General features: G+C 58.3%; 25 protein-coding genes. 22 read left to right on the top strand and 3 right to left on the bottom strand.

Annotated elements, in window-relative coordinates:
* Nucleotides 1-220 precede the first annotated feature (220 nt).
* From AC2FGE_RS03355 to AC2FGE_RS03295, 13 genes are all read left to right on the top strand, one after another.
* Nucleotides 221-2,515 (top strand): bifunctional salicylyl-CoA 5-hydroxylase/oxidoreductase, encoded by a 2,295-nt coding sequence (locus AC2FGE_RS03355; protein WP_496817777.1) that lies wholly within the window; start codon nucleotides 221-223, stop codon nucleotides 2,513-2,515.
* Complete coding sequence (locus AC2FGE_RS03350) at nucleotides 2,512-3,231, top strand: SDR family NAD(P)-dependent oxidoreductase (protein WP_496817776.1); 720 nt, start codon at nucleotides 2,512-2,514, stop codon at nucleotides 3,229-3,231. The genes AC2FGE_RS03355 and AC2FGE_RS03350 overlap by 4 nt, the downstream gene beginning before the upstream one ends.
* Nucleotides 3,228-3,695, top strand: coding sequence for a MarR family winged helix-turn-helix transcriptional regulator (locus AC2FGE_RS03345; RefSeq protein ID WP_496817775.1), 468 nt, complete (start codon nucleotides 3,228-3,230; stop codon nucleotides 3,693-3,695). The genes AC2FGE_RS03350 and AC2FGE_RS03345 overlap by 4 nt, the downstream gene beginning before the upstream one ends.
* Entirely contained in the window at nucleotides 3,692-4,495 is an 804-nt protein-coding gene (locus tag AC2FGE_RS03340) for an enoyl-CoA hydratase family protein (RefSeq protein ID WP_496817774.1), read from the top strand. Before AC2FGE_RS03345 ends, AC2FGE_RS03340 begins: the two co-directional genes overlap by 4 nt.
* The gene (locus tag AC2FGE_RS03335) at nucleotides 4,495-5,646 is read left to right on the top strand and encodes an acyl-CoA dehydrogenase family protein (RefSeq protein WP_496817773.1); all 1,152 of its coding nucleotides are present in this window, start codon (nucleotides 4,495-4,497) and stop codon (nucleotides 5,644-5,646) included. The genes AC2FGE_RS03340 and AC2FGE_RS03335 overlap by 1 nt, the downstream gene beginning before the upstream one ends.
* Complete coding sequence (locus AC2FGE_RS03330; protein ID WP_496817772.1) at nucleotides 5,646-7,262, top strand: AMP-binding protein; 1,617 nt, start codon at nucleotides 5,646-5,648, stop codon at nucleotides 7,260-7,262. Before AC2FGE_RS03335 ends, AC2FGE_RS03330 begins: the two co-directional genes overlap by 1 nt.
* Before the next feature lie 36 nt (nucleotides 7,263-7,298).
* Entirely contained in the window at nucleotides 7,299-8,429 is a 1,131-nt protein-coding gene (locus AC2FGE_RS03325) for an ABC transporter substrate-binding protein (protein WP_496817771.1), read from the top strand.
* An 87-nt stretch (nucleotides 8,430-8,516) separates the two neighbouring features.
* Nucleotides 8,517-9,437, top strand: a complete 921-nt coding sequence (locus tag AC2FGE_RS03320; RefSeq protein ID WP_496817770.1) for a branched-chain amino acid ABC transporter permease — start codon at nucleotides 8,517-8,519, stop codon at nucleotides 9,435-9,437.
* The gene (locus AC2FGE_RS03315; protein ID WP_496817769.1) at nucleotides 9,434-10,417 is read left to right on the top strand and encodes a branched-chain amino acid ABC transporter permease; all 984 of its coding nucleotides are present in this window, start codon (nucleotides 9,434-9,436) and stop codon (nucleotides 10,415-10,417) included. The genes AC2FGE_RS03320 and AC2FGE_RS03315 overlap by 4 nt, the downstream gene beginning before the upstream one ends.
* A complete protein-coding gene (locus tag AC2FGE_RS03310; protein ID WP_496817768.1) occupies nucleotides 10,410-11,159 on the top strand; it encodes an ABC transporter ATP-binding protein in 750 nt (249 codons plus the stop codon). Before AC2FGE_RS03315 ends, AC2FGE_RS03310 begins: the two co-directional genes overlap by 8 nt.
* The gene (locus tag AC2FGE_RS03305) at nucleotides 11,156-11,842 is read left to right on the top strand and encodes an ABC transporter ATP-binding protein (RefSeq protein WP_496817767.1); all 687 of its coding nucleotides are present in this window, start codon (nucleotides 11,156-11,158) and stop codon (nucleotides 11,840-11,842) included. Before AC2FGE_RS03310 ends, AC2FGE_RS03305 begins: the two co-directional genes overlap by 4 nt.
* 12 nt (nucleotides 11,843-11,854) lie before the next feature.
* A complete protein-coding gene (locus tag AC2FGE_RS03300; protein ID WP_496818289.1) occupies nucleotides 11,855-12,256 on the top strand; it encodes an acyl-CoA thioesterase in 402 nt (133 codons plus the stop codon).
* Nucleotides 12,246-12,641, top strand: a complete 396-nt coding sequence (locus AC2FGE_RS03295) for a RidA family protein (RefSeq protein WP_496817766.1) — start codon at nucleotides 12,246-12,248, stop codon at nucleotides 12,639-12,641. The genes AC2FGE_RS03300 and AC2FGE_RS03295 overlap by 11 nt, the downstream gene beginning before the upstream one ends.
* A 75-nt stretch (nucleotides 12,642-12,716) precedes the next feature.
* On the opposite strand, the gene AC2FGE_RS03290 is transcribed toward AC2FGE_RS03295, so the two are convergent.
* Entirely contained in the window at nucleotides 12,717-13,106 is a 390-nt protein-coding gene (locus tag AC2FGE_RS03290; protein WP_496817765.1) for a glutaredoxin family protein, read from the bottom strand.
* Nucleotides 13,107-13,240: 134 nt separating this feature from the next.
* Between AC2FGE_RS03290 and AC2FGE_RS03285 the strand changes: the two genes are divergently transcribed.
* The 8 genes from AC2FGE_RS03285 (at nucleotide 13,241) to AC2FGE_RS03250 (ending at nucleotide 20,088) form a co-directional block, all read left to right on the top strand.
* On the top strand, nucleotides 13,241-13,798 hold the full coding sequence (locus AC2FGE_RS03285; protein ID WP_496817764.1) for a group III truncated hemoglobin: 558 nt from the start codon (nucleotides 13,241-13,243) through the stop codon (nucleotides 13,796-13,798).
* Complete coding sequence (locus AC2FGE_RS03280) at nucleotides 13,792-14,121, top strand: TehB family protein (RefSeq protein ID WP_496817763.1); 330 nt, start codon at nucleotides 13,792-13,794, stop codon at nucleotides 14,119-14,121. Before AC2FGE_RS03285 ends, AC2FGE_RS03280 begins: the two co-directional genes overlap by 7 nt.
* Before the next feature lie 315 nt (nucleotides 14,122-14,436).
* On the top strand, nucleotides 14,437-15,006 hold the full coding sequence (locus AC2FGE_RS03275; RefSeq protein WP_496817762.1) for a LysR family transcriptional regulator: 570 nt from the start codon (nucleotides 14,437-14,439) through the stop codon (nucleotides 15,004-15,006).
* Nucleotides 14,978-15,358: a hypothetical protein gene (locus AC2FGE_RS03270; protein WP_496817761.1), complete on the top strand. Its 381-nt coding sequence runs from the start codon at nucleotides 14,978-14,980 to the stop codon at nucleotides 15,356-15,358. Before AC2FGE_RS03275 ends, AC2FGE_RS03270 begins: the two co-directional genes overlap by 29 nt.
* 139 nt (nucleotides 15,359-15,497) lie before the next feature.
* Nucleotides 15,498-15,743: a hypothetical protein gene (locus tag AC2FGE_RS03265; RefSeq protein WP_496817760.1), complete on the top strand. Its 246-nt coding sequence runs from the start codon at nucleotides 15,498-15,500 to the stop codon at nucleotides 15,741-15,743.
* Nucleotides 15,744-15,825: 82 nt separating this feature from the next.
* Nucleotides 15,826-16,839, top strand: a complete 1,014-nt coding sequence (locus tag AC2FGE_RS03260) for an Ldh family oxidoreductase (RefSeq protein WP_496817759.1) — start codon at nucleotides 15,826-15,828, stop codon at nucleotides 16,837-16,839.
* Nucleotides 16,840-17,050: 211 nt separating this feature from the next.
* A complete protein-coding gene (locus tag AC2FGE_RS03255; RefSeq protein WP_496817758.1) occupies nucleotides 17,051-18,775 on the top strand; it encodes a type I secretion system permease/ATPase in 1,725 nt (574 codons plus the stop codon).
* Nucleotides 18,772-20,088 carry an HlyD family type I secretion periplasmic adaptor subunit gene (locus AC2FGE_RS03250; protein WP_496817757.1) on the top strand — a complete coding sequence of 439 codons (1,317 nt, stop codon included), beginning with the start codon at nucleotides 18,772-18,774 and terminating at the stop codon, nucleotides 20,086-20,088. Before AC2FGE_RS03255 ends, AC2FGE_RS03250 begins: the two co-directional genes overlap by 4 nt.
* 519 nt (nucleotides 20,089-20,607) lie before the next feature.
* Here AC2FGE_RS03250 and AC2FGE_RS03245 read toward each other — a convergent pair.
* The gene (locus AC2FGE_RS03245; protein ID WP_496817756.1) at nucleotides 20,608-22,299 is read right to left on the bottom strand and encodes a thiamine pyrophosphate-binding protein; all 1,692 of its coding nucleotides are present in this window, start codon (nucleotides 22,297-22,299) and stop codon (nucleotides 20,608-20,610) included.
* A 240-nt stretch (nucleotides 22,300-22,539) separates the two neighbouring features.
* On the opposite strand from AC2FGE_RS03245, the gene AC2FGE_RS03240 reads away from it, so the two are divergent.
* Nucleotides 22,540-24,186, top strand: coding sequence for a sulfatase-like hydrolase/transferase (locus AC2FGE_RS03240; RefSeq protein WP_496818288.1), 1,647 nt, complete (start codon nucleotides 22,540-22,542; stop codon nucleotides 24,184-24,186).
* Nucleotides 24,187-24,197: 11 nt separating this feature from the next.
* On the opposite strand, the gene AC2FGE_RS03235 is transcribed toward AC2FGE_RS03240, so the two are convergent.
* On the bottom strand, nucleotides 24,198-25,388 hold the full coding sequence (locus AC2FGE_RS03235; RefSeq protein WP_496817755.1) for a sterol desaturase family protein: 1,191 nt from the start codon (nucleotides 25,386-25,388) through the stop codon (nucleotides 24,198-24,200).
* Between the last annotated feature and the right edge of the window lie 55 nt (nucleotides 25,389-25,443).

Below are 25,443 nucleotides of genomic sequence, written 5' to 3'. Positions count from 1 at the left end.
GTGGGGGCAGCCCATTGAACGTCCGACCGATTCAGCTGCGGACAGCCCTCCAGAGCAGTGCGGCTAAACTCTTACTTACGATCGCGCATAGCCGAAGCGGATGGGCATGTTTTGCGAACCAGAGAATACACGCGCATAATGTTGAAGCTTGAAATTTTATACTTGAAATAAATATCAAGCTGAAGAATGCTGGGCCTGAACAAGTGAAAAGGCGGCCCTTATGCGTATTGCATGTCTGGGTGGAGGTCCCGCTGGTCTCTACTTTGCAATCTCGATGAAACTACGTGATCCATCGCATGAGGTCACCGTGATCGAGCGCAACAAGGCAGATGATACCTTTGGCTGGGGCGTGGTTCTGTCGGACGAAACGCTCGACAATCTCGCCAGGAATGATCCCAAAAGCGCCGAAGCAATCCGCGCGAACTTTGCCTATTGGGACGATGTCGCCTTGCACTACAAAGGCCAATGCCTGACCTCCTCAGGTCACGGGTTTTGCGGGATTGGGCGCAAGAAACTTCTGCTTCTGCTGCAGGAGCGGGCGCGCGAACTGGGCGTCGACCTGCGGTTTGAGACCGAGGTCGGCAATGTTGAAACCTATGCCAAAGACTACGATCTGGTGGTCGCCAGCGACGGGCTGAACTCCAAAACGCGCGCGCAGTTCGCCGACACGTTCAAGCCCGAGATCGACCTGCGCCATTGTCAGTTCGTCTGGCTTGGGACCCATCAGCGGTTCGACGATGCATTTACATTCATCTTTGAAGAAACCAACAAGGGCTGGGTCTGGGCCCACGCCTATCAGTTCGATGGCGACACGGCGACGTTCATTGTCGAATGCTCGCAAGACACGTTTGATGCCTATGGTTTTGGCGACCTGAGCCAGCAGGACAGCATCGCAATCTGCGAACAGATTTTTAAGGACCATCTGGGCGGGCACAGCCTGATGACCAATGCAAATCACATTCGCGGCTCGGCTTGGCTGCAGTTTCCGCGAGTGCTGTGCGAAAGATGGCACAAGGATAACGTGGTTCTGCTGGGCGATGCGGCGGCGACCGCACATTTTTCCATCGGTTCCGGGACAAAGCTGGCCTTGGAATCCGCTATTTCACTCGCCGAGCTGCTGCATAAAGAAAACAGTATGCAGGCGGCGTTTGAGCGCTATGAGGAAGACAGGCGGCTGGAAGTGCTGCGCCTGCAATCGGCAGCGCGAAACTCGATGGAATGGTTCGAGACTGTCGAACGGTGTTTTGTTCTGGACCCGGTTCAGCTGAACTATTCAATGCTGACACGATCCCAGCGGATCAGCCACGAAAACCTGCGCGAACGCGATAGTGCCTGGCTTCAGAGTGCGGAACGCTGGTTCATGACACAGGCGGGCGTGCCCGGCGATGCGCCTATACGCGCGCCGATGTTCGCGCCGTTCAAACTGCGCGAAATGGCCCTGAAATCTCGCACCGTCGTCTCGCCCATGGCACAATACAAGGCCGTCGATGGATGCCCAACGGACTGGCATTTGGTCCATTACGGCGAGCGCGCTAAGGGCGGCGCGGGGCTGGTGTTCACCGAGATGACGTGTGTCTCGGCCGAAGGGCGGATCACACCGGGTTGCCCCGGTCTGTATGCGCCCGAGCACGAAACGGCATGGCGATGGTTGACCGATTTTATACATGCGGAAACAGACTCCAAGATCTGCTGCCAGATCGGGCATTCCGGGCGTAAGGGCTCGACCCAACTGGGGTGGGAACAGATGGATGCGCCCCTGCCGCATAACAATTGGGACCTGGTCAGCGCCTCGGCCATCGCCTGGTCAGATCAGAACGAAACCCCGCGCGAAATCACGCAGACCGAGATGGATGAAATCAAGGCGCAGTTCGTGGCATCCGCCCAAATGGCTGAACGGGCCGGGTTTGACATGATCGAGCTGCATGCGGCCCATGGCTATCTGATCTCATCCTTTATCTCGCCCGTGTCCAATCATCGGACCGATGCCTATGGCGGCACGCTGGACAGTCGGTTGCGCTGGCCTCTGGAGGTCTTTCGGGCAATGCGGACGGTCTGGCCGGAAGGCAAGCCGATGTCGGTGCGTATCTCGGCCAACGACTGGGTCGGCGATCAGGGCGTGACACCCGAAGACGCGGTCAAGATTGCACGCGCCTTCGCCCAAGTCGGCGCGGATCTGATAGATGTTTCAGCCGGTCAGACGACGATTGATGCCAAACCCGTCTATGGCCGCATGTTCCAGACACCATTCAGTGACCGCATTCGCAATGAGACGGGTCTGAAAACCATGGCCGTCGGCAATATCTACGAGGCCGATCACGCCAATTCGATCCTCATGGCAGGCCGCGCCGATCTGGTGGCGATCGGCCGCCCGCATCTGGCCGATCCCTATTGGACATTGCGCGAGGCTGCGAAAATCGGGGATCGTCACGCACCCGACTGGCCCCTGCCCTATCTCGCGGGCCGCGATCAAGCGTGGCGTCTTGCCGACCGCGACGCAGAAATGGCCAAGTCATGAGGCGGGTTCTGGTCACTGGGGGCGGCACCGGGATCGGCAGGGCCATCGCCCATGCCTTTGCAGATGCGGGCGATACCGTCACGATCACCGGGCGGCGGCTTAACGTACTCAAGGCGGCGTCTGACGGGCGGTCTATTGTCTGCCACGAGGCGGATGTGACCGATGAAGCTCAAGTCGACGGGCTGTTTGAAGCGCCGTTTGACGTTATCATCGCAAATGCAGGCGGTGGGCCCGCAGCCAAGATCCGCGACACGTCGCTTGCGGACTGGAACACCACATTGGCCGTTAATCTGACCGGCACGTTCCTGACGTTTCGCGCGGCACTGAAGTCCATGACCGCAGGTGGGCGTTTGATTGCCATCGCCTCGACCGCATCGCTTAAGGGCAATCCTTCGGTTCCGGCCTATACCGCCGCCAAGCACGGGGTACTTGGGCTCGTGCGATCTATCGCACTGGACGTGGCCCGCGAAGGGATCACCTGCAATGCAATCTGCCCGGGTTTCACCGATACCGACCTGGCGGAGACCGCAGTTACCGGGCTGATGAACCGGTTCGAGATTGACCGGGGCAAGGCGACACGGATGATCACCTCGGCCAACCCGCAAGCCCGCCTGATTGAACCGTCCGAAGTGGCCGCAACAGCCCTGTTCCTTGCCTCCAGCGCTGCGGCGTCGATCAACGGCCACGCGCTGTCCCTATCAGGAGGTGAGGTATGATGGCTCACCCAAGCCCAACACCTGAACCAATCTCAAAAACAAGGCTGCGCCTTTGGCTGCGGCTGCTAAAAGCATCCTCGGGGATCGAGGCCGAGCTGCGCCGCCGCCTGCGCGATGGCCATGAAACCACCTTGCCGCGTTTTGATGTGCTTGCCGCGCTGTCCCGCCACCCCGAGGGCCTGAAAATGAGCGAGCTGTCAGGATATCTGAAAGTATCGAACGGGAACGTGACAGGAATTGTGGATCGCCTAACCGAAGAAGGGCTGGCGTTGCGTGTGGCCATCCCCGGGGATCGCCGCGCCTACCTGGCACGTCTGACCCCCAAGGGCCAACAGGCCTTTGATAGGCTTGCCCATCATCACGAGGCCTGGGTCAATGAGTTGTTAGGCGGGCTGTCAGCTACGGAATCCGACATGCTAATCAGCCTGTTGGAAAAAGCAGAAACTGCGAAGGAGCAGTCATGAGCCTGTTAGACACAAAGCACTTTCGCTGCGAGATAGAAAACGGCATCGCCCGGATCGCACATGACCGGCCCGAGCGGAAAAACCCGTTCAACTTCGACAGCTATGCCGAAATGCGTGACTGGTTCCGGGCGCTGCATTATTCGGATGATGTGAGTGCGGTTGTGATCCTGCCCAATGGCGGCAATTTTTCCTCGGGCGGTGACGTGCATGACATCATCGGACCGTTGACGAAAATGTCGATGAAAGAGCTGTTGGCCTTTACCCGGATGACCGGCGACCTGGTCAAGGCGATGGTCCATTGCGGCAAGCCGGTGATCGCAGCGGTCGATGGCGTCTGCGCAGGGGCTGGTGCGATCATGGCGATGGCCTCCGATCTGCGGATTGCCGGGCCAGACGCCAAGGTGGCGTTTCTGTTCAACCGTGTCGGGCTTGCGGGATGTGACATGGGCGCGTGTGCTATGTTGCCCAGGATCATCGGCCAGGGTCGCGCGGCCGAATTGCTGTATACCGGGCGGACGTTGAGAGCAGAAGAAGGCGAACGCTGGGGGTTCTTCAACTCGGTCAGTTCCTCCGACACGCTGGAAGATGATGCACTTGCCCTGGCCGCGCGCATCGCGTCCGGCCCAACCTTTGCCAACTCGATGACCAAAACCATGCTGGCACAAGAATGGAACATGAGCCTGGATCAGGCGATCGAGGCCGAGGCGCAAGCGCAGGCGATCTGTATGCAAGGCAACGACTTCCGTCGCGCCTATGACGCGTTTGTTGCCAAAGAAAAACCGGTATTCGAGGGGGACTGATGCCAGACAAGAGTTTTCTCCACTGGCCGTTTTTCAACGATGCCCATCGTGATTGGGCAGCCCATGTCGAAGAGATCGCAAGCGGTTTGCGCATCGATCACAGCGACACCGACGCAGCCTGCCGCCAGCTGGTGGCACAGCTTGGTCAGGCTGGGGTTCTGGCGCCAACCTCCAGCCAGGATGGCTCTTTTGATGTGCGCAAGCTGTGCCTTGCCCGCGAGATTTTGGCCCGCCACGACGGGCTGGCCGATTTCGCCATGGCCATGCAGGGGCTTGGCACCGGGGCGATCACTTTGTTCGGGTCCGCCCAACAACAGTCCCGTTGGCTACCGCTCACCCGATCAGGACGGGCCATTTCCGCCTTTGCGTTAACGGAACCGGGGTCCGGATCGGATGTTGCGGCCAACACAATGACGGCAACCCGTGATGGCGATAGTTATGTGCTGAATGGTGAAAAGACCTGGATTTCCAATGGCGGCATTGCCGATCTCTACACGCTGTTTGCCCGCACGGGCGAAGCGCCCGGTGCCAGAGGGATGTCTGCATTTGTCTTTGTCCCGGACACACCCGGGTTCGAGGTGGTCGAAAGACTGGACACCATCGCGCCACACCCATTGGCGACCTTGCGATTCACGGATTGTCGTATCCCAGCCTCGGCCATGATCGGCGCGCGCGGTCAAGGATTCAAAATCGCCATGTCCGTGTTGGATGTGTTCCGACCGACGGTTGCTGCGGCCGCGCTGGGGTTCGCACGACGGGCGCTGGATGAAGCGTTGGAGCGGGTATCATCCCGGCATGTGCAGGGGTCACCTTTGTTTGATCTGCAAATGGTGCAGGGCCATATCGCCGACATGGCCGTTGATATAGATGCCGCCGCCCTGCTGATCTATCGCGCCGCCTGGGCCCGCGATTCAGGGGCCCCCAAGATCACGCGTGAGGCCGCCATGGCCAAGCTGTTCGCCACGGATCAGGCCCAGCAGGTGATCGACAAAGCAGTCCAGCTGTTCGGCGGCGAAGGCGTGCGATCAGGCGCAACGGTCGAGACTCTGTATCGTGAAATCCGTGCCTTGCGGATCTACGAGGGTGCAAGTGATGTGCAAAAGGTCATCATCGCCCGCCAGACCGCCTCGGCCTTTCAAGGGAGACGATAATGCTTGGACCATCCGCTCATATTGATACGTTCGCACGGGACAATCTGCCCCCTTCGGATCAATGGCCGGAGTTCAATCTACACGGTTTCGACTATCCCGAATGGATCAACGCAGGGGTTGAGCTGACCGACGCCATGGTGGCCAAGGGCTTCGGCGATTACACCGCGCTGATCGGAAACGGGCGGCAACGCACCTACAAGGAACTGACTGACTGGACCAACCGGCTGGCCCATGTTCTGGTCGATGATCTGGGCGTGCAGCCCGGCAATCGCGTGCTGATCCGGTCGGCCAACAATCCGGCGATGGTGGCATGCTGGCTGGCTGCGACAAAGGCGGGCGCGGTCGTCATCAACACCATGCCCATGCTGCGGGCCAGTGAGTTGCAAAAATATGTCGAACTTGCCCAGATCACCCACGCCCTGTGTGATACCCGCCTGCTGGACGAGATGGAGACCTGCGCCGCCGCCTGCCCGGGCCTGCGCGCCACGGGGTTTGACGGCACCTCGAACCACGAGGCCGAGCTGGATCAGCTTGCGCTGGAAAAACCGGTGCGGTTTTCGGCGGTTCAGACCGGGCGCGATGATGTCGCGCTGTTGGGCTTTACCTCAGGCTCGACCGGCACACCAAAAGCCACGATGCATTTCCACCGCGATCTGCTGATCATCGCGGATGGCTATGCCAAAGAAGTGCTGGGCGTTGTCCCTGACGATGTCTTTGTCGGCTCACCCCCGCTGGCCTTTACCTTCGGGCTGGGCGGCCTTGCTATCTTTCCACTGCGGTTTGGGGCCACAGCGACCTTGCTGGAACAGGCCACGCCGCCCAACATGATGGACATCATCCAGAAGTATAAGGCCACTGTATCTTTCACCGCACCCACCGCCTATCGCGTGATGCTGCGCGCGATGGAGGACGGTGCAGACCTGTCCTCGTTGCGGGCAGCTGTCTCGGCGGGTGAGACTTTGCCCGCACCCGTCTATGATGAATGGATCAAGAAAACCGGCAAACCGATGCTTGACGGGATCGGTGCGACCGAGATGCTGCATATCTTCATCTCGAACCGTTTCAACGATCACCGACCTGCCTGCACCGGCAAACCTGTCACCGGCTACGAGGCCAAGGTGGTCGATGCAGACGGAAACGAGGTTCCAGACGGTGAGGTAGGCCGATTGGCGGTGCGGGGTCCGACAGGCTGCCGGTATCTGCGCGGCGACCGACAAGGCAACTATGTCTTGGACGGGTGGAACATCACCGGTGACAGCTTTGTGCGTGACCCCGACGGATACTACCATTTCGCAGCGCGCAATGACGACATGATCGTCTCATCCGGCTACAACATCGCAGGCCCCGAGGTCGAAGCCGCGCTGCTATCGCATGATGCTGTGTCGGAATGCGCTGTGATTGGTGTGCCAGACGCCGAGCGGGGCCATATTGTCGAGGCTCATGTGGTTCTTGCCAGGGACGTCGAAGCCGGAGAACACATTGCGCAAATGCTGCAAGATCATGTGAAGGCAACGATTGCCCCTTTCAAGTATCCCCGCTCTATTGTTTTTTCTGAGAGCCTGCCAAAAACGGCAACTGGGAAGATCCAGAGATTCAAACTGAAAAACCCGGATTAACTGGGTCAACTGTCCAACAGGAAACGGAGAAACCTCATGAAGAAACTGCTTGCTTTGACGACCGCCCTTGCCATGACGGCGGGGGGCGCTTTGGCCGAGACCAAGATCGGCATGATCACAACGCTTTCAGGCGGTGGTGCTGGCCTTGGCATTGATGTCCGCGATGGCTTTATGCTGGCCATTGCGCAATCCGGCCGTGACGATGTCGAAGTTGTCATCGAAGACGACCAGCGCAAACCCGATATCGCGGTGCAACTGTCCGATAAGATGATCCAGTCCGAAAAGGTGGACATCATGACCGGTATCATCTGGTCCAACCTCGCAATGGCGGTTGTGCCTTCGGCGGTGAACCAGGGCGTGTTCTACCTGTCACCAAACGCGGGCCCCTCAGCGCTGGCTGGCAAGGGATGCCATCAGAACTACTTCAACGTGGCCTGGCAGAATGACAACCTGCACGAGGCGGCGGGTGCCTATGCCAATCGCGCAGGCTATGGCAAAAGCTTTATCCTTGCGCCCAACTATCCGGCTGGCAAAGATGCGCTGACCGGCTACAAACGCTTTTTCGAAGGTGACCTGGCCGGTGAGCTCTATACCGAGCTGGGCCAGACAGACTACGCTGCCGAGATCGCGCAAATCCGCGCCTCGGATGCGGATAGCGTATTCTTCTTCTTACCGGGCGGCATGGGGATTTCTTTCCTCAAGCAATATGCAGACAGCGGTGTTGATCTGCCCGTTGTCGGACCGGCCTTCAGCTTTGACCAGGGCATTTTGCAAGCCGTTGGTGGGGCGGCCTTGGGCGTGGTCAACACATCCCAATGGAACAAAGACATCGACAACCCAACCAATACGGCCTTTGTCGAGAGCTTTCAGGCCGAATATGGCCGCCTGCCCTCGCTCTATGCCAGCCAGGGGTTCGATACGGCAAACCTCATCCTGTCGGCGCTTGAGAAAGCAAGCCCGGACGATGCTGACGCCTTCCGCGAAGCACTGCGTGCCGCAGAGTTCGACAGCACGCGCGGCGATTTCAAATTCGGGCCAAACCACCACCCGATGCAGACGATCTATGCGCGCGAAGTGATTCAGGAGGGCGACATCTTTACCAACAAGATCCTCGGTGCCGCGCTGGAAAACCACGCAGACGCCTATGCGGCTGACTGCAAGATGTAAGCAATTGATGCCCCGGATGTGACCCGGGGCATCTTTCCCTGATCTTCGACCAATCTCTCGGATCGCATCCGGGACGGGAAAGCTTTGATGTCAACGATCCTCATCATCGAACAGATCCTTAACGGGCTACAATTCGGTATCATGCTGTTTCTGATGGCCGCAGGTCTGACCCTGATCTTCGGGGTCATGGGGCTGATCAATCTGGCGCATGGCTCACTGTATATGCTGGGGGCTTTTGCAGCCGCCGCTGTCGCAGGTGCGACAGGATCGTTCCTGTTGGGGCTGATGGCCGCCCTTGCGGCTGCAGCCGCGGCCGGAGCTTTGGTTGAGATCGTGGTGATCCGGCGCCTGTACAGCGCGGCCCATCTTGATCAGGTCCTTGCCACCTTCGCGCTGATCCTGATTTTCTCGGAAGGCACGCGTTGGGTCTTTGGATCGTTCCCCTTGTTCCTTGACGTACCCAGCTACCTTTCGGGCCCAATCACGCTGCCCGGTGGCATTCAGTATCCGCTGTATCGCCTGGCATTGATCGGGGTGGGCCTGCTGGTGGCCGTGGGCCTGTGGTGGCTGACGGCGCGTACACGTATCGGCATTCAGATCCGAGCCGGTGAGAATGACCGCGAAATGATCGCGGCCCTGGGCGTTGATATCTCGAAACTCTACACTCTCGTCTTTGCATTGGGTGCGGCGCTTGCCGGCTTGGCCGGTGCCTTGGTTGGTGCAATCCAGTCAGTACAGGTTGGCATGGGCGAGCCGGTTCTGATTCTGGCCTTTGTGGTGATCGTTATTGGTGGCATCGGTTCGATCAAAGGGGCGTTTATCGGGGCGCTTCTGGTGGGCTTGACGGACACATTGGGCGGCATCTTCCTGCCGCAGCTTTTCAAACTGTTCATGGAACCGGGCCCCGCCACGCAGACCGGTTCATCCCTGGCGTCAATGGCCGTCTACGTCTTGATGAGTCTTGTTTTGATCTGGCGACCCACCGGATTGTTCGGAGCCCGCTCATGATCAGGGAAAGCCATATCAACATCGTCGTTTTGCTTGGCTTCATAGCAGTGCCAGGCTGGGCGCTCATCGCCGATGAACCTTTTACCATCACGCTTGCAACCCGCGCTGTTGTATTGGCTCTTGCCGCTGTGGGTCTGAACATCGCACTTGGGATCGGCGGGCTGGTAAGCCTTGGACATGCCGTATTCTTTGGCCTTGGCGGCTATGCGATGGGTATTCTGGCCTATCACGCCCAGACCTACACACCGCTGCAACTGGGGCCGCTGACGATCGAAGGTTCGACCGCGATGCCCGTGATCTGGCTGACGGCGATCATCGTCTCATCACTGGTCGCGCTGGTGATCGGCGTTCTGTCGCTGCGGACAACCGGCGTCTATTTCATCATGATCACGCTGGCCTTTGGGCAGATGTTTTTCTTTTTCTCAATCTCGTGGAGCGCCTATGGCGGCGAAGACGGCCTTTCAATTTATGTAAGGAACGGGTTTCCCGGTCTGAACACGCTGGTCCCGATCCAGTTTTTTGGCCTGTGCTTTGCGGCGCTTTGTCTGGCACTGCTGATCTACTGGAGGCTCCGCGACTCACCCTTTGGTCTTGCACTGAACGCGGCACGCCAGACACCGGCACGGGTTGAAACCGTTGGGTTGAATCCGATGCGGCTGAAGCTTCTGGCTTTTGTCGTCTCGGGCGCGATCACCGGACTTGCGGGTGCGCTTTTTGCTGACCTCAACCGGTTCGTCAGCCCCACCATGTTCAGCTGGCAGCTGTCAGGTGAGTTGATCGTTTTGATCATCATCGGCGGCGTGGGTCGGCTGATGGGTCCCGTGGTTGGTGCCGCACTTTTTGTGACGCTGGAACATTTTCTGGGTGAAATCACCGATTTCTGGCACATCTGGCTGGGCGCCATCCTTCTGCTGATCGTCCTTTTTGCACGCGGCGGGGTGATCGGCATTCTGACCGGAAAGGCTGGACCGCATGTCTGAACCAATTCTGGAAACCCGCAATCTGCACAAGAGCTTTGGCGCGCTCAGGGCGACAGACGATGTGTCGATTGACCTGCGGCCAGGTGAAATCCACGCCATCATCGGCCCGAACGGTGCAGGCAAATCAACCTTGATAGCACAGATTTGTGGCGGGCTGCCGCCCGATAGCGGAAGCGTCCTCCTCGGCGGGCGCGATGTCTCGGGGTTGAGCACAGCGGCACGGGCGCGCGCGGGGCTGGGGCGGACATTCCAGATATCGGCGCTGGCGATGGAAGATACGGTTCTGGAAAACGCGCTGCTGGGCGCGCTTGGTCAATCCGGTCGTCCCTGGCGGGTATGGCAGCCTGCGATTAGGGATACCAACCTGATGAGCCGCGCCATGGGTGCGCTGGAACGCGTCGGGCTGGCCGAGGCCGCAGATCAGGTGACCGCAAATCTCAGCCACGGCCAGCGCCGCCAGTTGGAGGTCGCCGTCGCGCTGACATTGAACCCCAAAGCCTTTGTCATGGACGAACCCATGGCCGGCCTGGGTGCCGAAGGCTCCAAAACCATGACCGCATTCCTTGCTGGCTTGCGCAGCGAGGCCCCGATCCTGTTGGTTGAACATGACATGGATGCCGTGTTCGCCCTGGCCGACCGCATCAGCGTATTGGTCTACGGGCGCGTGATTGCGACCGGCACGGTCGAAGAGATTCGCGCCTCACACGAGGTCAAACAGGCCTATCTGGGGGAAGAAGCATGAGCTTGCTGCGTGTTGAAAACCTCACCGCCAGCTACGGGCCGGTCCCCGCCTTGTTCGGTGTCGACCTTGAGCTTGAGGCAGGCGAAGTCATCGCTTTGATGGGCCGGAACGGCATGGGCAAGACGACAACCGTCAAGGCAATTTGCCGGATGATCGATGCACAAGGCGGACTGAGCTTTAACGGACAGGATCTGCACAGCTTGCCCAGCCACAAGGTCGCCCGGCTGGGGATCGGGCTTGTCCCCGAGGGACGCCGTTGTTTCAAAGACCTGAGCGTCGAGGAAAACCTGATCGCCGCCGCACGCCCGGGCCCCTGGAACTTTGCCAGGGTCGCCGAATTGTTTCCGCGCCTTGCAGAACGTCGCACCCAGATTGCCGCTTCACTTTCCGGCGGCGAGCAACAGATGCTTGCCATCGGTCGGGCACTTATGACCAATCCGCAGCTTCTGATCCTGGACGAAGCGACCGAGGGCCTTGCCCCTATCGTCCGTCAGGAAATCTGGGCCGCAATCAACCGCATCAAGGCGGAAACCGGTATGGCGATCCTGTTGATCGACAAAAGCCTGCGCGAGCTTGCCTCGGTCTCGGACCGCGCCGTGATCCTTGCGCGCGGGAAAACCGTCTGGTCTGGAAAGATGTCTGACCTGACCCCTGAAATCACGCAGACCTACGTGGGGGTTTGATTGGTGTTCGAGATGCAACAAAAAGTGCTGTTCAAACATTGCGATCCGGCGGGGATCGTCTTTTTCCCCCGCTATTTCGAGATGATGAACGATTGTGTCGAGGCGTTTTTCGACGAGGTGCTTGGCCACCCGTTTGAGACATTGCACAAATCCGGTGCGGTACCGACGGCCCAGATCCAGACCCGTTTTACCGCTCCAAGCCACCATGGAGATCACCTGACCCTGCGCTTGCGCATCATACATCTGGGTCGCACATCGGCCCGCTATGTGATGACCGCACATGCAGCCGATGAACTGCGTTTTGAAACCGAAGCGACCCTTGTGAATGTTGATGCAGCGGGCCGCCCCACGGCTTGGCCATCCGAAATTGCCCGAAAATTCAAAGAAACAAAGGAGGCTGACAATGCCCCATGATGTCATTCATCCCGAAGGTTGGCTGCCTGCTGTGGGCTATGCAAACGGTATGCTGACGAAAGACGGGGTCCTGCATATCGGCGGGCAGATTGGCTGGGATTCCCAAAAGACCTTCGTCAGCGACGATTTTATCGTTCAGATGCGGCAGGCTCTGCTCAACATCCGCACCATTGTTGAGGCGGCAGGTGGCAAGGTCGAGGATGTAACCCGGCTGACATGGTTCGTAACAGACAAGGCCGAATATCTGGCCGCACAAAAAGAGGTCGGGCAAGCCTACCGCGAGGTTTTCGGCCGACATTTTCCGGCCATGTCGATGGTCGTCGTCGCGGGGCTGATCGAAGACCGTGCCAAGGTGGAAATAGAAGCAACGGCGCATCTTTCGTAGTCAGATCCGGTGCGCCTATGTGGGTATCATCGCGCGGCAAGCTTAGGTGAGAAAGCCTGCCGCGAAAGCTACGCGCTAGTTCTTTGCGCAGGCCTTTTTTTCGTCCCTTGAGACCTCATGGATATCCAGATCAATATTTTGGGCATCCGCATTGGCAGCGACACCGCGACCGTTGAAGAATGCCTGCAACATGCGGTTTTCATACATCTCGCGTATATCGTCGGTTCCACCAGCGAACGACCCGCCCACGAAAAGCTGAGGAAGGGTCTTCACCCCAGAATAGGTCTTGATGGCCGATCTGAGCTCATCGGCAGCCAGAACATCTCGAACGGTGTATTCGATCTCAAAATGGTCAAGAATCTGAACCATACGCGATGAGTATCCACAGGGTGAATCACCCGGTGTTCCTTTCATGAACAGTACGACATCGTGCGTTTCGACATCTGATTTAATCTGCGCGTGCATCTTGAATAATCCTATGAGGTTTGGAGCGTCAGGGTTGCATTTCTTAATTAGGTATCATAAATGCGTATTTTTGCAGCAGCGATGAGCTTGTCAATGCAATCGCAACCACGTGACACCTGTTGGGGTGACAACCGATGAACGAGAATTCTGAAAATCAGCCGGTTCGGGATACACTGGACATGATGCAATCCGAGTACCTTAAGATCGTGGATGGTGTGGCTGTCGAACCAGACGGTTTTGACCCTGGCAACATCGCGCATCAAAGACGCCTTGAACATCAGCGCGCTGTGGTCGCGCTGGGTTTGACCCCGGATATCCTTGCGGCCATTGTCGATGAGTTTTACCTGCGAGTTCGCGCGCACCCCCTGCTTGCACCAACGTTTGAGGAAAAGATCGGGGATGATTGGGATGCCCATCTGGACAAGATGAAAGCCTTCTGGGTTTCGGTCGCGCTGAACGCCGGGACCTATGCCGGGAAACCAGTGGTTGTTCACAAAGCGCTGAACGGGGTCAAACCAATGCAATTCGGCATATGGTTGGGGCTGTTCCAACAGACGGTCATGGATATCACCCAGTCCGCCGAAGCAAGCGCGTTCCTGATGGCGCGCGCTGAGAAAATGGCTGGAACATTCAAAAAGGCAATGTTCCCCAATGCTCAACCAAAGCCCAAGCAGGAGATTGACGCATGTTGAAGGATAAGCAGCTTCCGTCCGGTGTCACCAAATACAAAGAGACCAATACCTTCACCTCAAGCTCTGTACCCAAAGGGTTCTTGAGGGATCATGCGACCAAAGCCGAAGTTTGGGGGCTGCTGATCGTCCACAAGGGTTCGGTCACCTATGTGGATACGGCATCTGCAGAAGAACGCGATATTCATGCAGGCTCGAACCAGGTAGTTGAACCTGAATCCCGCCATTATATCCGGCCATCTGACGACGCAGAGTTCCACGTGGAATTCCACCAAGCCGCGTCAGACAATGCATCGACCCCGCACAAGGGGAAGCCCCTTTTCTAGTACGGAGTCGAAACACTTCCGCACTGGTATCGGCTATGCATAGGAACATGGCGTCGAGGTCATCAACCGGGCCTTGACCAGCGCTTCGGCGCGGGTAACAGCGCAGGCAAGGCGTGAGCTTTGAAACTCAGAAACCAGTTGAAACAAGGCTGATCAGGATCATCGCCACCCAAAGGCCAATCTATTCGCTTACGAAAACTAACAGATTTGTTATCGGAAGTGAGCGTTGGGACGCCGGGAAATCACCCGCTGGACTTCTGGCCGCACCTGATTATGCGTATCTTTGAAGATATGTGAATGCGGATTTAGTCGATTATGAACCTTCGAGATTTGGAATACGTTTTGGCCCTTGTCGAACACGGCCAGTTCAGACAGGCCGCAAGCGCGAGCAACGTCTCGCAACCGGCCATGTCCAATCAAATCAAGAAGCTGGAGACCGAGCTGGGGAACGAGCTGTTTCTTCGCCTGAACAACGAAGTGCGACCGACAGCATGCGGCGCGCGCATCGCGGAGATCGCAAAACGTATGCTCCTGGATGCCCAAAAAATCCGCGACACGGCGATCGAGTTCCGTGACCCCGAAGCGGTCCCCTTTACAATTGGGATGACGCCAACTCTGGCCCCCTATCTGACGCAGTACTTTTCTGACCTGTTCAATAGCCTGTTCCCAAGAATGCGGGTCGTGATGATCGAAGACCTGCCGCAGAACATGCTTCGGATGGTCGAAGACCACACGTTGGACGTGGCGTTGGTGGCAAAAATCAACAACAATGCATCCCTTGATTTCACGTCAATCTGGTCCGAACCATTGTTCCTTGCCCTGCGGGAAGGGCATCCGCTTTGCGACCTGCCATCGATTGCCCCCCGAAGACGTTCCAGCCCATGATTTCATTCGTCTACCGCATAGCTTTGGCTATGAACTGGAAAACCGGCTGCCCAAACGCAATCCATCGTTTCGCACCAGCAAACGATTTGACCTAACGGCTATGCGGTTTGAAACCGTATGTCGCTACATTTGCCATACCAATGATTGCACCATCGTTTCAGCGCTGGCCGCCGAGCAATTCAAAAGAGACAACTGGCCGCTCTGCTTCATCCCGTTCGACGCGCCCGGTCATTTGCGGGATCTCGGAGCGGCGACCCGCCCGGATTGTCCCAGAAAACCCGTGCTTGAACGCATTGGAATCTACATCCAGCAAAAGCCCCCGGTTGGGGTCATCCCAACATACAAAACATAAGCGCGCGCACCACCGCTATTGGCAAAGCGCCGATACATCTTGGGCAAATAGATGGGCCCGGCATCTGAACTTCCAGTCCTGCAAACACTCATCCCATCTCACCTTGCTATAAAGACCGTTGGCTTTTTTCTGCGAATAAGTGTTCAATCAAGGCTGCAAGGGGATCGAGATGCACAAACCGGAACGGTTCGAAAAGTTTTACTTCGCCAAGGTTGGCATGGGCGAGGCCTGCGGCTGCGCCGAGCGGGTTATCGATGTCTACGAGTTCAATCGCAAAGGTGGAACTCAGTCGAAACAGGCCCTGAAGACGGACAAACGCAAACGTCGTTCGTTTCGATCCTGGGCGATGAAATACGGGTTGCTTAGCCGGAAACCACGGGCTTAAACCTTCATCTGACCATTCCGGCGCAAGGCCTGCCGATACCCTTTATAGATCACCTTGCGTCGCAGACCCAAAGGACATGCCCGTGACAGATCCGTCAATGCAAACCCTCACGCTGGCCGATGTGCGATCGCTTGCGAAATCGACGCTGCAACGGGTGGGTGTGGATGAGGTCGGAAGCGAGATTCTGGCCGATATCATCATGCGATCGGAACGGGATGGGCCACGCAGCCATGGTTTGCGCAATCTGCCGATTTATGCCCAAAGCTTCACATCCGGCTACGCCAACCCAGTGGCTCGACCTGTCATTCAACGCATCGCGCCCAGCGTTCTGCGCGGGGATGCGGATAATGGCTACTACCAGATCGCAGCGCATGCGGCGCGCGACGAACTGATCGACATGACCCGCGAGAATGGCATAGCCGCCTTCACCTGTGCCAATTGCCATCATCTGGGTGCGCTGCGTTTTGACACGGAACCTTTCGCCGAGGCTGGGCTGGTCGCCATAGCCGTCATCAACTCACTGTCGCTGGTGGTGCCGCAAGGCGGCGTGCGTCCGGTCTTCGGCACCAACCCGATGTCCTTTGCCTGCCCCCGTGATGGGGCCGCACCGGTGGTGTGGGATCAGGCCTCGTCCGCCGTGGCGTTTATGGACATCAAGATGGCCGCCGCCGAAGGGCATGATTTGCGGCAACCCGCCGGGCTGGATCGCGACGGGACCCCCACAGCAAATCCGGACGCCATTCTGGAAACTCGCAGCCTGTTGCCGTTTGGAGGCCACAAAGGCGCGGGCATTGCCTTTCTGGTCGAGGTTCTGGGCGCGGCTTTGGCCGGCGGCACCCTGTCCGTCGACAATGCTGAACGTGAGGCACATGGCGCGCTGAATATCAAAGGCGGGGCGACGCTGATTACCCTGGACCCTGCCCGCTTTGGCAATGACGCCTTCTCAGACTACATCACCCGCATCTGTGCCGAGATTGAAGGCAATGGCGACGCCCGTGTGCCCGGCGATGGACGACTGAAAAACCGGACCGAAGCTGAGGCCAAGGGGATCACGGTCAGCTGCGCGGTTTTGGATCAAATCGCAACCCTAAGTTAAGCCGCCTGTTTCCCGCCTGGTCCACCTTGGGCCTTCCGATCTTCACAAATGACACGCTTGGCTGAAAACTGCCTTGTGCCTGCCTTGTTATTCGCGACTTCTTGCTTGAAAAGGGAAGCATTCTTGGCAATGCAGGTCAGCCTTTCTAAGTCAGGGACCTGCACCGCCCGACCTGATTGATGTGGAACGCAGCTTGAAACCTGAACACAGATTGTCGCCCACCCCACGCCATGAATTGCGCACCGTTCGCAATCAGGGGATCACTTTTCTGGCTTTGGCCTTCCTGTTCAGCATCTTCGTCAATCTTCTGATGCTGACCGGGCCGTTGTTCATGTTGCAGGTCTATGACCGGGTGCTCAGCTCGCGCGCGGTTGAGACGCTGACAGCGCTGTTTATCCTTGTCGCGCTGCTTTATGCGCTGATGGCGATGCTGGATTTCGCCCGCGGTCGCATCGTGGCGCGTTTCGGCGCGCGGTTTCAATCCAAGCTGGATGAACGGGTGTTCGATGCCACGTTGCGGCGGTCGCTTAACCCGCAGGCTCGCTCAGCCCCGGCCACCGCCTTGCGCGATCTTGAGTCGATCCAGAACCTGTGCTCGTCGCCTGTGCTGCTTGCAGTGATGGATATCCCGTGGACCCCGGTGTTTCTGGCGGCAATTTTCATATTCCACCCGCTTCTGGGATGGCTGGCCGTAGCCGGCGGCGGGCTTCTGATCGTCATTGCCTTGTTGAACCAAGGCTTGACCCGCCGCAAAGTGGCCGAGGCGCAGGCTGCATCGGCGCGGGCCAACTCCTTCTCGGAACATGCCCGACAAGCGGCCGAGGTTGTTCGATCCCAGGGGATGCAACAGGATGTGACCCTGCGCTGGTTGAACCAGCGCACTGATGCGCTGCGTCAGACAATAGCGGCCAGTGATTGGACGGGCAGCTTTACCTCGCTGACAAAATCGCTGCGGCTGTTTCTGCAATCGGCCATGTTGGCGCTTGGCGCCTGGCTGGTGTTGCAGAACGAATTGTCGCCCGGTGCGATGATCGCAGGGTCGATCCTGCTGGGTCGGGCGCTGGCCCCTGTCGAACAGGCAGTCGGGCAATGGTCCATGATCGAAAAGGCGCGCGCCGCCTGGACCTCGCTCAACCAGTTTCTGGACCAGACCCCGCCCGAACCCAACCGCACCAAGCTACCGACACCCGAGGCACGCCTAGCCGCCAAGGCGCTGACTGTGATCCCTCCGGGCGCGGCGGCACCCACCTTGCGCAATGTGACATTGAATCTGGAACCCGGAACGGCGCTTGGGGTGATCGGCAAAAGCGGATCAGGCAAGACCACGCTGGCCAAGGCGTTGCTGGGCCTCTGGCAGCCCGCTGCCGGGGAAATTCGGCTGGGCGGCGCGACACTGGATCAATATGACCCCACCGATCTGGGCCAGCATATTGGCTATCTGCCGCAGCAAGTGACGTTGTTTAATGGGTCGGTTGCCGAAAACATCGCCCGGATGTCGCAAAACCCCGATCCGCAGGCCGTGGTCGAAGCTGCCAAAAAGGCCAACGCGCATGAGCTGATCCTGTCTTTGGAGAAGGGCTATGACACGTTTTTGGAAGGCAATGACAGCCAGCTATCAGGCGGCCAGAAACAGCGCATCGCACTGGCGCGGGCCCTTTATGGCGAACCGGTGCTGCTGATCCTGGATGAGCCGAACTCGGCCCTTGATGCGGATGGAACCGAGGCGTTAAACGCAGCAGTACGCGGACTGAAAGAGGCGGGAAAAGCAGCCATCATCATGACCCATCGACCTCAAGCCATCTCGGAATGCGATACGCTGGCGGTTGTCGAGCAGGGACAGCTGGTCAAGTTCGGCACCCGTGACGAGGTGTTGAACGCGATGGTCCAGAACGCTGGCGCCATCAAACGCAATCTCAATCAGGTGAACACCGGATGACCGAGCAGACGAAAACCGACGGGCGCACACCCTGGCGGATTACCGTGCCCGCATTAGTGGGTTTCTTGGCCCTTGCCATTCTGGTCGGCGGTCTTGGTATCTGGTCGGTATACACCCAACTGGCCGGTGCAATTGTATCCTCAGGTTCGATCGAGGTGCAAAGCAACCGGCAAGTGGTACAACATCCTGATGGCGGCGTCGTGGGCGAGATATTTGTGCGCGACGGCTCGGTCGTGTCCAGCGGCGATCTGCTTTTGCGGCTGGACGATACGTTCCTGTCTTCGGAAAAAACCATCGTCGAGGCGCAGCTGTTCGAACTGCTCGCACGTCGTGCCCGGCTGGAAGCGGAACGGGACAGCGCCAGCCCCGAAGACCTGGCCACTCAACTGGACGCCGTTCAGCAAGAACATGGCATCCAGCGCGACCTGATCGACGGTCAACAACGCCTGTTCGAGGCGCGGGTGAACACAATGACCCAGCAAACCGATCAGCTGAAAAAACAGCTGGTCCAAACCGAAAGTGAGATCGACGGCACCAAGGCGCAGCTGGTCTCGCTCCGCCTGCAGGTCGAGCTGATCCGCGAAGAACTTGAAGATCAACAAAGCCTGCTGAGCCGCGGCCTGACACAGGCCAGCCGGGTCCTGGCCCTGCAACGGGAAGAGGCCAGCCTAAGCGGTGAGATCGGACGCCTTGAGGCCGCAATCGCGCGGCTCAAAGGCCAGATCGCAGCAACTGAAATTCGGATCGTCGAACTGGGCGCCACCCGCAGGGAAGAGGCGATTACAGCCCTGCGCGACGTGCAATCGCAGGTCGCGGAACTGTCGGAACGGCGGTTGTCTCTGACAGAGCGTCTGTCCCGGCTGGACATTCGCGCCCCCGTATCCGGCGCGGTTTACGGCAGTCAGGTCTTTGCCCTGCAATCGGTGATTCAGCCCGCCGAGCCCATGATGTATGTCGTGCCGCAGGACACGCCCTTGCTGGTGGCCGCGCGGGTGGATGCGATCCACGTCGATCAGCTGCATGTGGGCCAACCCGTCGCCCTGCGCTTTCCCGCCTTCAACCAGCGCGAAACGCCAGAGCTTGACGGCCATGTGGTCAACGTCTCGGCCGATACATTCACCGACGAACAAACCGGTTTCACCTTCTACCGAGCCGAGTTGGTCCCCGATGAAGGACAGATCGAACGATTGAACGGTCAGGTTCTTCTGCCCGGCATGCCGGTAGAGGCGATGATCAAGACCGACGAGCGCACGCCCCTGTCCTATTTGGTCAAGCCCATGGCTGACTATTTCAACCGCGCCTTTCGCGAGTGATCAGCTTTGGCATCCCCCGAAAACCGGGCGGCGTTTTGCTAGAAATTACATAGCCTGCCCTTTCATTGGACCGACTTGACCGACCCCAAAAGCAATCAATGCATGGCTTCGGTCCCTTTGAAGCTCTGCACAGACTAAATTGGATAGGGTATATCTACGTTGGAAATCGCAATATCCAGACTTGGAATCTACTCTGCGTTAGAAGCCCAACCCAAAAAATTGATTTTAGAACGGGTGGCTGCAAGCATACTAAAAGATGAGGTCTAGTTGTTGCTTATGCTGAGTGAAGTTCGAGTGAGGAAACGCGCTATAGAATTTTGGGCGTGCTGCGCAATTATTGTGGCGATGGTAGCCTACCGATGGAAAACAGGTGCCAGTTACCTTTCTGTCGACCTTGTCTGTGCATTGAGTTTCATGGTTTTAGCATATTTTTATTACTTCAAGTTCAAAGGAAAGAAGTGATGAGCGTTGATCCATCTATTGTGTATATCGCTCACGCACCAATGTTCAATTTAGAGACTATGACCCCGCCTTCTGCGCCCCTTCGCGCATCTGGCTGAGGGTCTGCCTTGGGGTCAGCGCCTCAGGCGAAATGTTCAGGTCCAGAACAGCCCCTGTATCCGACGCCAACGCCCTTTCGAACGCGGCCTCGAAATCCTCGGTCCGCTCAACCCGCTCGCCATGATAGCCATAAGACCGGGCGAGTGCTGCGAAATCGGGGTTATCCAGCGTGGTCCCTGAAACGCGGGCGGGATAGGTTTTTTCCTGATGCATTCGAATGGTGCCGTAGGTGCCATTGTTCAGGATCAAAACGATGGGTTGCGCACCCGCCTGCATCGCAGTCCCAAGCTCCTGACAGTTCATCTGAAAATCCCCGTCCCCGGCAAAGCAAACAACGGTCCGCTCCGGATGCGCCACTTTGGCGGCAACGGCTGCGGGCAGGCCATATCCCATCGCACCGGATTGCGGGGCCAACAGGCGTTGTTGGGGACCGTATTTGAAAAACTTGTTCGGCCAGACGGTGAAGTTCCCCGCACCATTGGTCAGGATTGCATCATCGGGCAGGCGATCGCGCAAATAGGCCGAAACCTTGCCCATATCGACGGGGCTGGGCAGGTCGGGCAGGTCGAAACCAGCCTCATAGTCCGCACGCGCCTGCGCGCGCCAATCTGCCCATCCTCCACTCGCCACATGCTCGGACAGGGCGGTTGCGAAGGCATTCGGACCGGATTGAATACCCAAATCGGGAATGTAGACCTTGCCAAGCTCTCGGTCCGAGGCATGGACATGGATCAGCTTCTGTTCCGGCTTAGGCACGCGCAGCAAAGTGTAGCCTTCGGTTGTCATCTCTCCGAACCGCACGCCGATGGCCAGGAGCACATCCGCGCCTTGTATCTGCGCCCGCGTGGCCGGTGTCATCCCGGTTCCGGCATCGCCGACATAGCTGGGGGAGTGGTTGTCAAACAGGTCCTGAAACCGGAACGCGGCCACAACGGGGATGTCAGAGCTTTCGGCAAAACGCTGCAATGCTGCACCTCCTTCGGCGCGCCAGCCGCCCCCTCCAACCAGAATCAACGGGCGATCCGCACCGGACAGGGCCGAGATCACGCCAGCAATGGCCTCGGGCGTTGGACCGGGCTCATGTACGACCGCCGGGCCCGAAAGCGCGGGCACATCGGTGACATCGGTTAACATATCCTCGGGCAAGGCAACGACGACCGGACCGGGGCGGCCCGAGACGGACGTGGTCCAGGCGCGGGCGATGATTTCGGGGATACGGTCAACCGCTTCAATCTCGGTCACCCATTTGGCGACGGTCCCAAAATAGGCACGATAGTCGATCTCTTGAAACGCCTCGCGCCCTTTCATGTCGGTGCCCACCTGACCCACAAACAGGATCATCGGCGCGCTGTCCTGCATCGCCGTATGCACCCCAATCGACGCATTGGTCGCCCCCGGACCACGTGTGACGAAACAGATGCCCGGCTGTCCGGTCAGTTTGCCGTAGGCTGCTGCCATAAAGGCCGCACCCCCCTCGTTCCGGCACAGTGTGAAATCTAGCGCTCCATTGGCCCCCGCCCGCGCGCTACCGGTATCATGCAGCGCATCCAGCACCGCCAGATAGCTTTCACCCGGCACACCAAAACTGTGCCGTGCGCCCAGCGCCTGCAAGCATTCCACCAGCACAACGCCACCGTTCCGTTCTGTCATCTCGGGCTTTTCCTTCGAACCGTCCTGTGAAACGCACGCGTCAGTCCGACATCGAGGGCGTTCCTATCGCGGCCAACTTGGCCGAAGAAGGCGTTGCAGGTAAATCCGGAAATCCATGAATTGGGAAAAATATTCGACACACCAGGTCGGGATCATCTGATAAACCGCTTATGACCCCTCATTGCAAAGACCAGCCCCCTGATCTAGCACGATTTAAGGAGAGGATCATTGAAGGCTGCCATGAATATCCTGTTCATCATGTATGAGCAGCTGCGGTTCGACTATCTCGGCTGTGCCGGGCACCCTCATCTGGACACACCGAACTTTGACCGGGTTGCAGGGATGGGCGTGCGTTTTACCAATGCCTATGTGCAATCGCCGATCTGCGGGGCGAGCCGGATGAGCTGTTACACCGGGCGCTATACCTCCTCCCATGGTGCGCAATGGAACGGGTATCCGCTGCGCGTCGGCGAGGTCACGCTGGGCGATCACTTAAGGGACGCGGGTATGGGGTGCTGGCTGATCGGCAAGACCCATATGAAAGCCGACGCTGCCGGAATGGCGCGTTTGGGCTTGTCGCCCGACAGCATCATTGGCGCACGGCAGGCTGAGTGCGGATTTGACGTCTGGGTCCGCGATGACGGGCTTTGGGGCGAAGGGCCCGACGGGTTTTACGACGAAAAACCCGCGCCCTATAACGACTATCTCAAATCCAAAGGCTATGAGGCCCAAAACCCTTGGGCCAATCATGCCAATGCAGGGGTTGAAGATGGTGAGATCGCCAGCGGCTGGCTGTTCCGAAACGCAGACAAAGCCGCCAACATACGCGAGGAAGATAGCGAAACGCCCTGGCTGACGGATCGCGCAATTGACTTCATTGATCAGGCCAAAGGGCCCTGGTGCGCCCATGTCAGCTATATCAAACCGCATTGGCCCTATATTGTGCCAGCCCCCTATCACAACATGTACGGACCGGCCCACGTGCCACCGGCCGCGCGGGCAGAGGTCGAGCGGGACGACCCCCATCCCGTCTACGCTGCGTTCATGAACAACAAGATCGCCGCCGCCTTTCAAAAGGAAGAGACCCGGCAAAAGGTCATCCCTGCCTATATGGGGCTGATCAAGCAATGCGACGATCACCTTGGCCGCCTGCTGGATCACCTGGAAGCCACGGATCAGATGCAGAACACGATGATCGTACTGACTTCGGATCATGGCGACTATCTGGGCGATCACTGGCTGGGTGAGAAGGATCTGTTCCACGAGCAATCTGTGAAAGTGCCTCTGATCCTCTACGATCCACGTCCTGAAGCAGACGGAACCCGCGGCACCACCTGTGATGCGCTGGTCGAACAGATCGATCTGGCGCCTACCTTCCTTGAGGTCGCAGGTGGGGAACCGGCGGGTCATATCCTCGAAGGGCGTAGCCTGATGCCGTGGGTGCGTGGGGAAACACCTGACTGGCGCGACTTCGTGATCAGCGAATATGACTATAGCCTCACACCGATGCGTCAGGCGCTTGGGCTTTCGAACCCGGACGCACGGTTGTTCATGGTCTTTGACGGTCGTTTCAAGATGATCCATGCCGAAGGCGGGTTCCGCCCGATGCTGTTCGATCTGCAAAACGATCCGGACGAGTTCAACGACCTTGCCAAAACAGACAGCCACACAGATCAGATCGACCGCCTGTATGGCATGCTGGCGACATGGGGGCGGCGCATGTCTCAGCGCGTCACCCGCTCCGACACCGATCTGGACGCGATGCGCGGTCGGTCACTGCGCAGGGGCATTCTGCCGTTTCTGGTCGATGGAACCGAAGTTCCAGACGAACTGATGGAAAAGTATCGTGGGCCAGTGTCTCAGGACTTCACCCCAAAGGACAACTAGCGGGGCCCGGATCAATGGTCGAGGCGACCCATTACGCTTTCAAGATATCGCGTCGAATGCCAAGTCTGACTGGCGCAGAAGATCCCCGCGCAGCCGCGCAGTTTCAGGCTGACGGCCGAGGCGTTTTGGATTGTGCCTCGATACATTCGCCCGGTTTCCGGGTCGCGCAGCTGACCCTCCCAGACTTCACCATTGAACTTCAGCCCGGTCAGGATCAGATCACCGATCCGCGCATGTGGCGTATCGGCCTGATCCCAGACCCAAAGCAATCGACCACAGGTCGCGGCCTTGTCTGAGGGGCAGTCTTCAAACCGAACCACCACACCCAAACCCGGCGAGGCGTAGCTGCCGCTTAGATCAAACGCCTGCGACCGGTTAGCCAATAGGCCCGCTATCAGCGCAACGATCAGACCAACAATGCCCAGCCGGGCCCTCGACAAACGCGGCGCTGTTTGGGCGTAACTCTCATGATATTGCGGATGCTCGGTTTTCATCAACCGATCCCACCATGAGAAGTAAAGCCCCAGATTGTACCCCGCATGGGCATGGTGCAGATCGTGATGCGTGACGGTGGTCATCCAGCCAAAAACAGGCCGCCCATCGGACCGGGCCGGAAACACCTCGACCCCGCAATGCCCCAAAGCATTACGCAGCATCATATGGGTGACAAAGATGAACAGCGCGATGGGATGCGCGGGCAATATGATCAGCACAAGCGGCAGGTAGATCGCATTCACGATGGCCTCGCCCACGTCAAAACTGTACGAGGTGAAAGGCGTCGGCTGATGCGATCTGTGATGCAACCGGTGAAACCGCCGGAACAGAGGCGGATGGTGCAACAGGCGATGGCTCCAGTAAAACCAGGCGTCATGCAAGATGATCAGCGCCGCCACGCTGAACAGAAGATACCCCCATCCGCGATCTGCAATCTCGGGATAGATCGTCATCAAACCAGCCCGCGCGCCCAGCGCAACCGACGTCCCGGCAGCCGCGAAGATCAGAACCGTGCGCAGGCTGGCCAGCAATTCGCGCCTGATTTGCCCCTTGGGCGGGTCCGTGGGCCTGATCTTTTGCCGACTCAACCGGCGTGACAGCAACAGATTGATCAGCAGATAAGTGCCGCCAGCACCGATGACATAGCGCAGAAGGTCTGCACCAAACACCTCGGCATAAAGGGTCATGATGTTCGAAAGGGTCAACATAATACGCTCCGTCGTCTGAATAGATACGAGCGAAGGTTTGGCACCCGCCACTGCA

It is taken from the genome of Ruegeria sp. YTSA075, from assembly GCF_059610245.1.
This window is presented reverse-complemented; position numbering and strand designations above follow the sequence as displayed.

Coding starts and splice junctions, on each gene's coding strand:
- AC2FGE_RS03285 (WP_496817764.1), top strand. CDS start 13,241: ATGAACGAGAATTCTGAAAATCAGCCGGTTCGGGATACACTGGACATG.
- AC2FGE_RS03295 (WP_496817766.1), top strand. CDS start 12,246: ATGCCCCATGATGTCATTCATCCCGAAGGTTGGCTGCCTGCTGTGGGC.
- AC2FGE_RS03300 (WP_496818289.1), top strand. CDS start 11,855: ATGCAACAAAAAGTGCTGTTCAAACATTGCGATCCGGCGGGGATCGTC.
- AC2FGE_RS03355 (WP_496817777.1), top strand. CDS start 221: ATGCGTATTGCATGTCTGGGTGGAGGTCCCGCTGGTCTCTACTTTGCA.
- AC2FGE_RS03235 (WP_496817755.1), bottom strand. CDS start 25,388: ATGTTGACCCTTTCGAACATCATGACCCTTTATGCCGAGGTGTTTGGT.
- AC2FGE_RS03250 (WP_496817757.1), top strand. CDS start 18,772: ATGACCGAGCAGACGAAAACCGACGGGCGCACACCCTGGCGGATTACC.
- AC2FGE_RS03305 (WP_496817767.1), top strand. CDS start 11,156: ATGAGCTTGCTGCGTGTTGAAAACCTCACCGCCAGCTACGGGCCGGTC.
- AC2FGE_RS03335 (WP_496817773.1), top strand. CDS start 4,495: ATGCCAGACAAGAGTTTTCTCCACTGGCCGTTTTTCAACGATGCCCAT.
- AC2FGE_RS03275 (WP_496817762.1), top strand. CDS start 14,437: ATGAACCTTCGAGATTTGGAATACGTTTTGGCCCTTGTCGAACACGGC.
- AC2FGE_RS03310 (WP_496817768.1), top strand. CDS start 10,410: ATGTCTGAACCAATTCTGGAAACCCGCAATCTGCACAAGAGCTTTGGC.
- AC2FGE_RS03330 (WP_496817772.1), top strand. CDS start 5,646: ATGCTTGGACCATCCGCTCATATTGATACGTTCGCACGGGACAATCTG.
- AC2FGE_RS03345 (WP_496817775.1), top strand. CDS start 3,228: ATGATGGCTCACCCAAGCCCAACACCTGAACCAATCTCAAAAACAAGG.
- AC2FGE_RS03315 (WP_496817769.1), top strand. CDS start 9,434: ATGATCAGGGAAAGCCATATCAACATCGTCGTTTTGCTTGGCTTCATA.
- AC2FGE_RS03340 (WP_496817774.1), top strand. CDS start 3,692: ATGAGCCTGTTAGACACAAAGCACTTTCGCTGCGAGATAGAAAACGGC.
- AC2FGE_RS03325 (WP_496817771.1), top strand. CDS start 7,299: ATGAAGAAACTGCTTGCTTTGACGACCGCCCTTGCCATGACGGCGGGG.
- AC2FGE_RS03245 (WP_496817756.1), bottom strand. CDS start 22,299: ATGACAGAACGGAACGGTGGCGTTGTGCTGGTGGAATGCTTGCAGGCG.
- AC2FGE_RS03280 (WP_496817763.1), top strand. CDS start 13,792: ATGTTGAAGGATAAGCAGCTTCCGTCCGGTGTCACCAAATACAAAGAG.
- AC2FGE_RS03240 (WP_496818288.1), top strand. CDS start 22,540: ATGAATATCCTGTTCATCATGTATGAGCAGCTGCGGTTCGACTATCTC.
- AC2FGE_RS03350 (WP_496817776.1), top strand. CDS start 2,512: ATGAGGCGGGTTCTGGTCACTGGGGGCGGCACCGGGATCGGCAGGGCC.
- AC2FGE_RS03290 (WP_496817765.1), bottom strand. CDS start 13,106: ATGCACGCGCAGATTAAATCAGATGTCGAAACGCACGATGTCGTACTG.
- AC2FGE_RS03320 (WP_496817770.1), top strand. CDS start 8,517: ATGTCAACGATCCTCATCATCGAACAGATCCTTAACGGGCTACAATTC.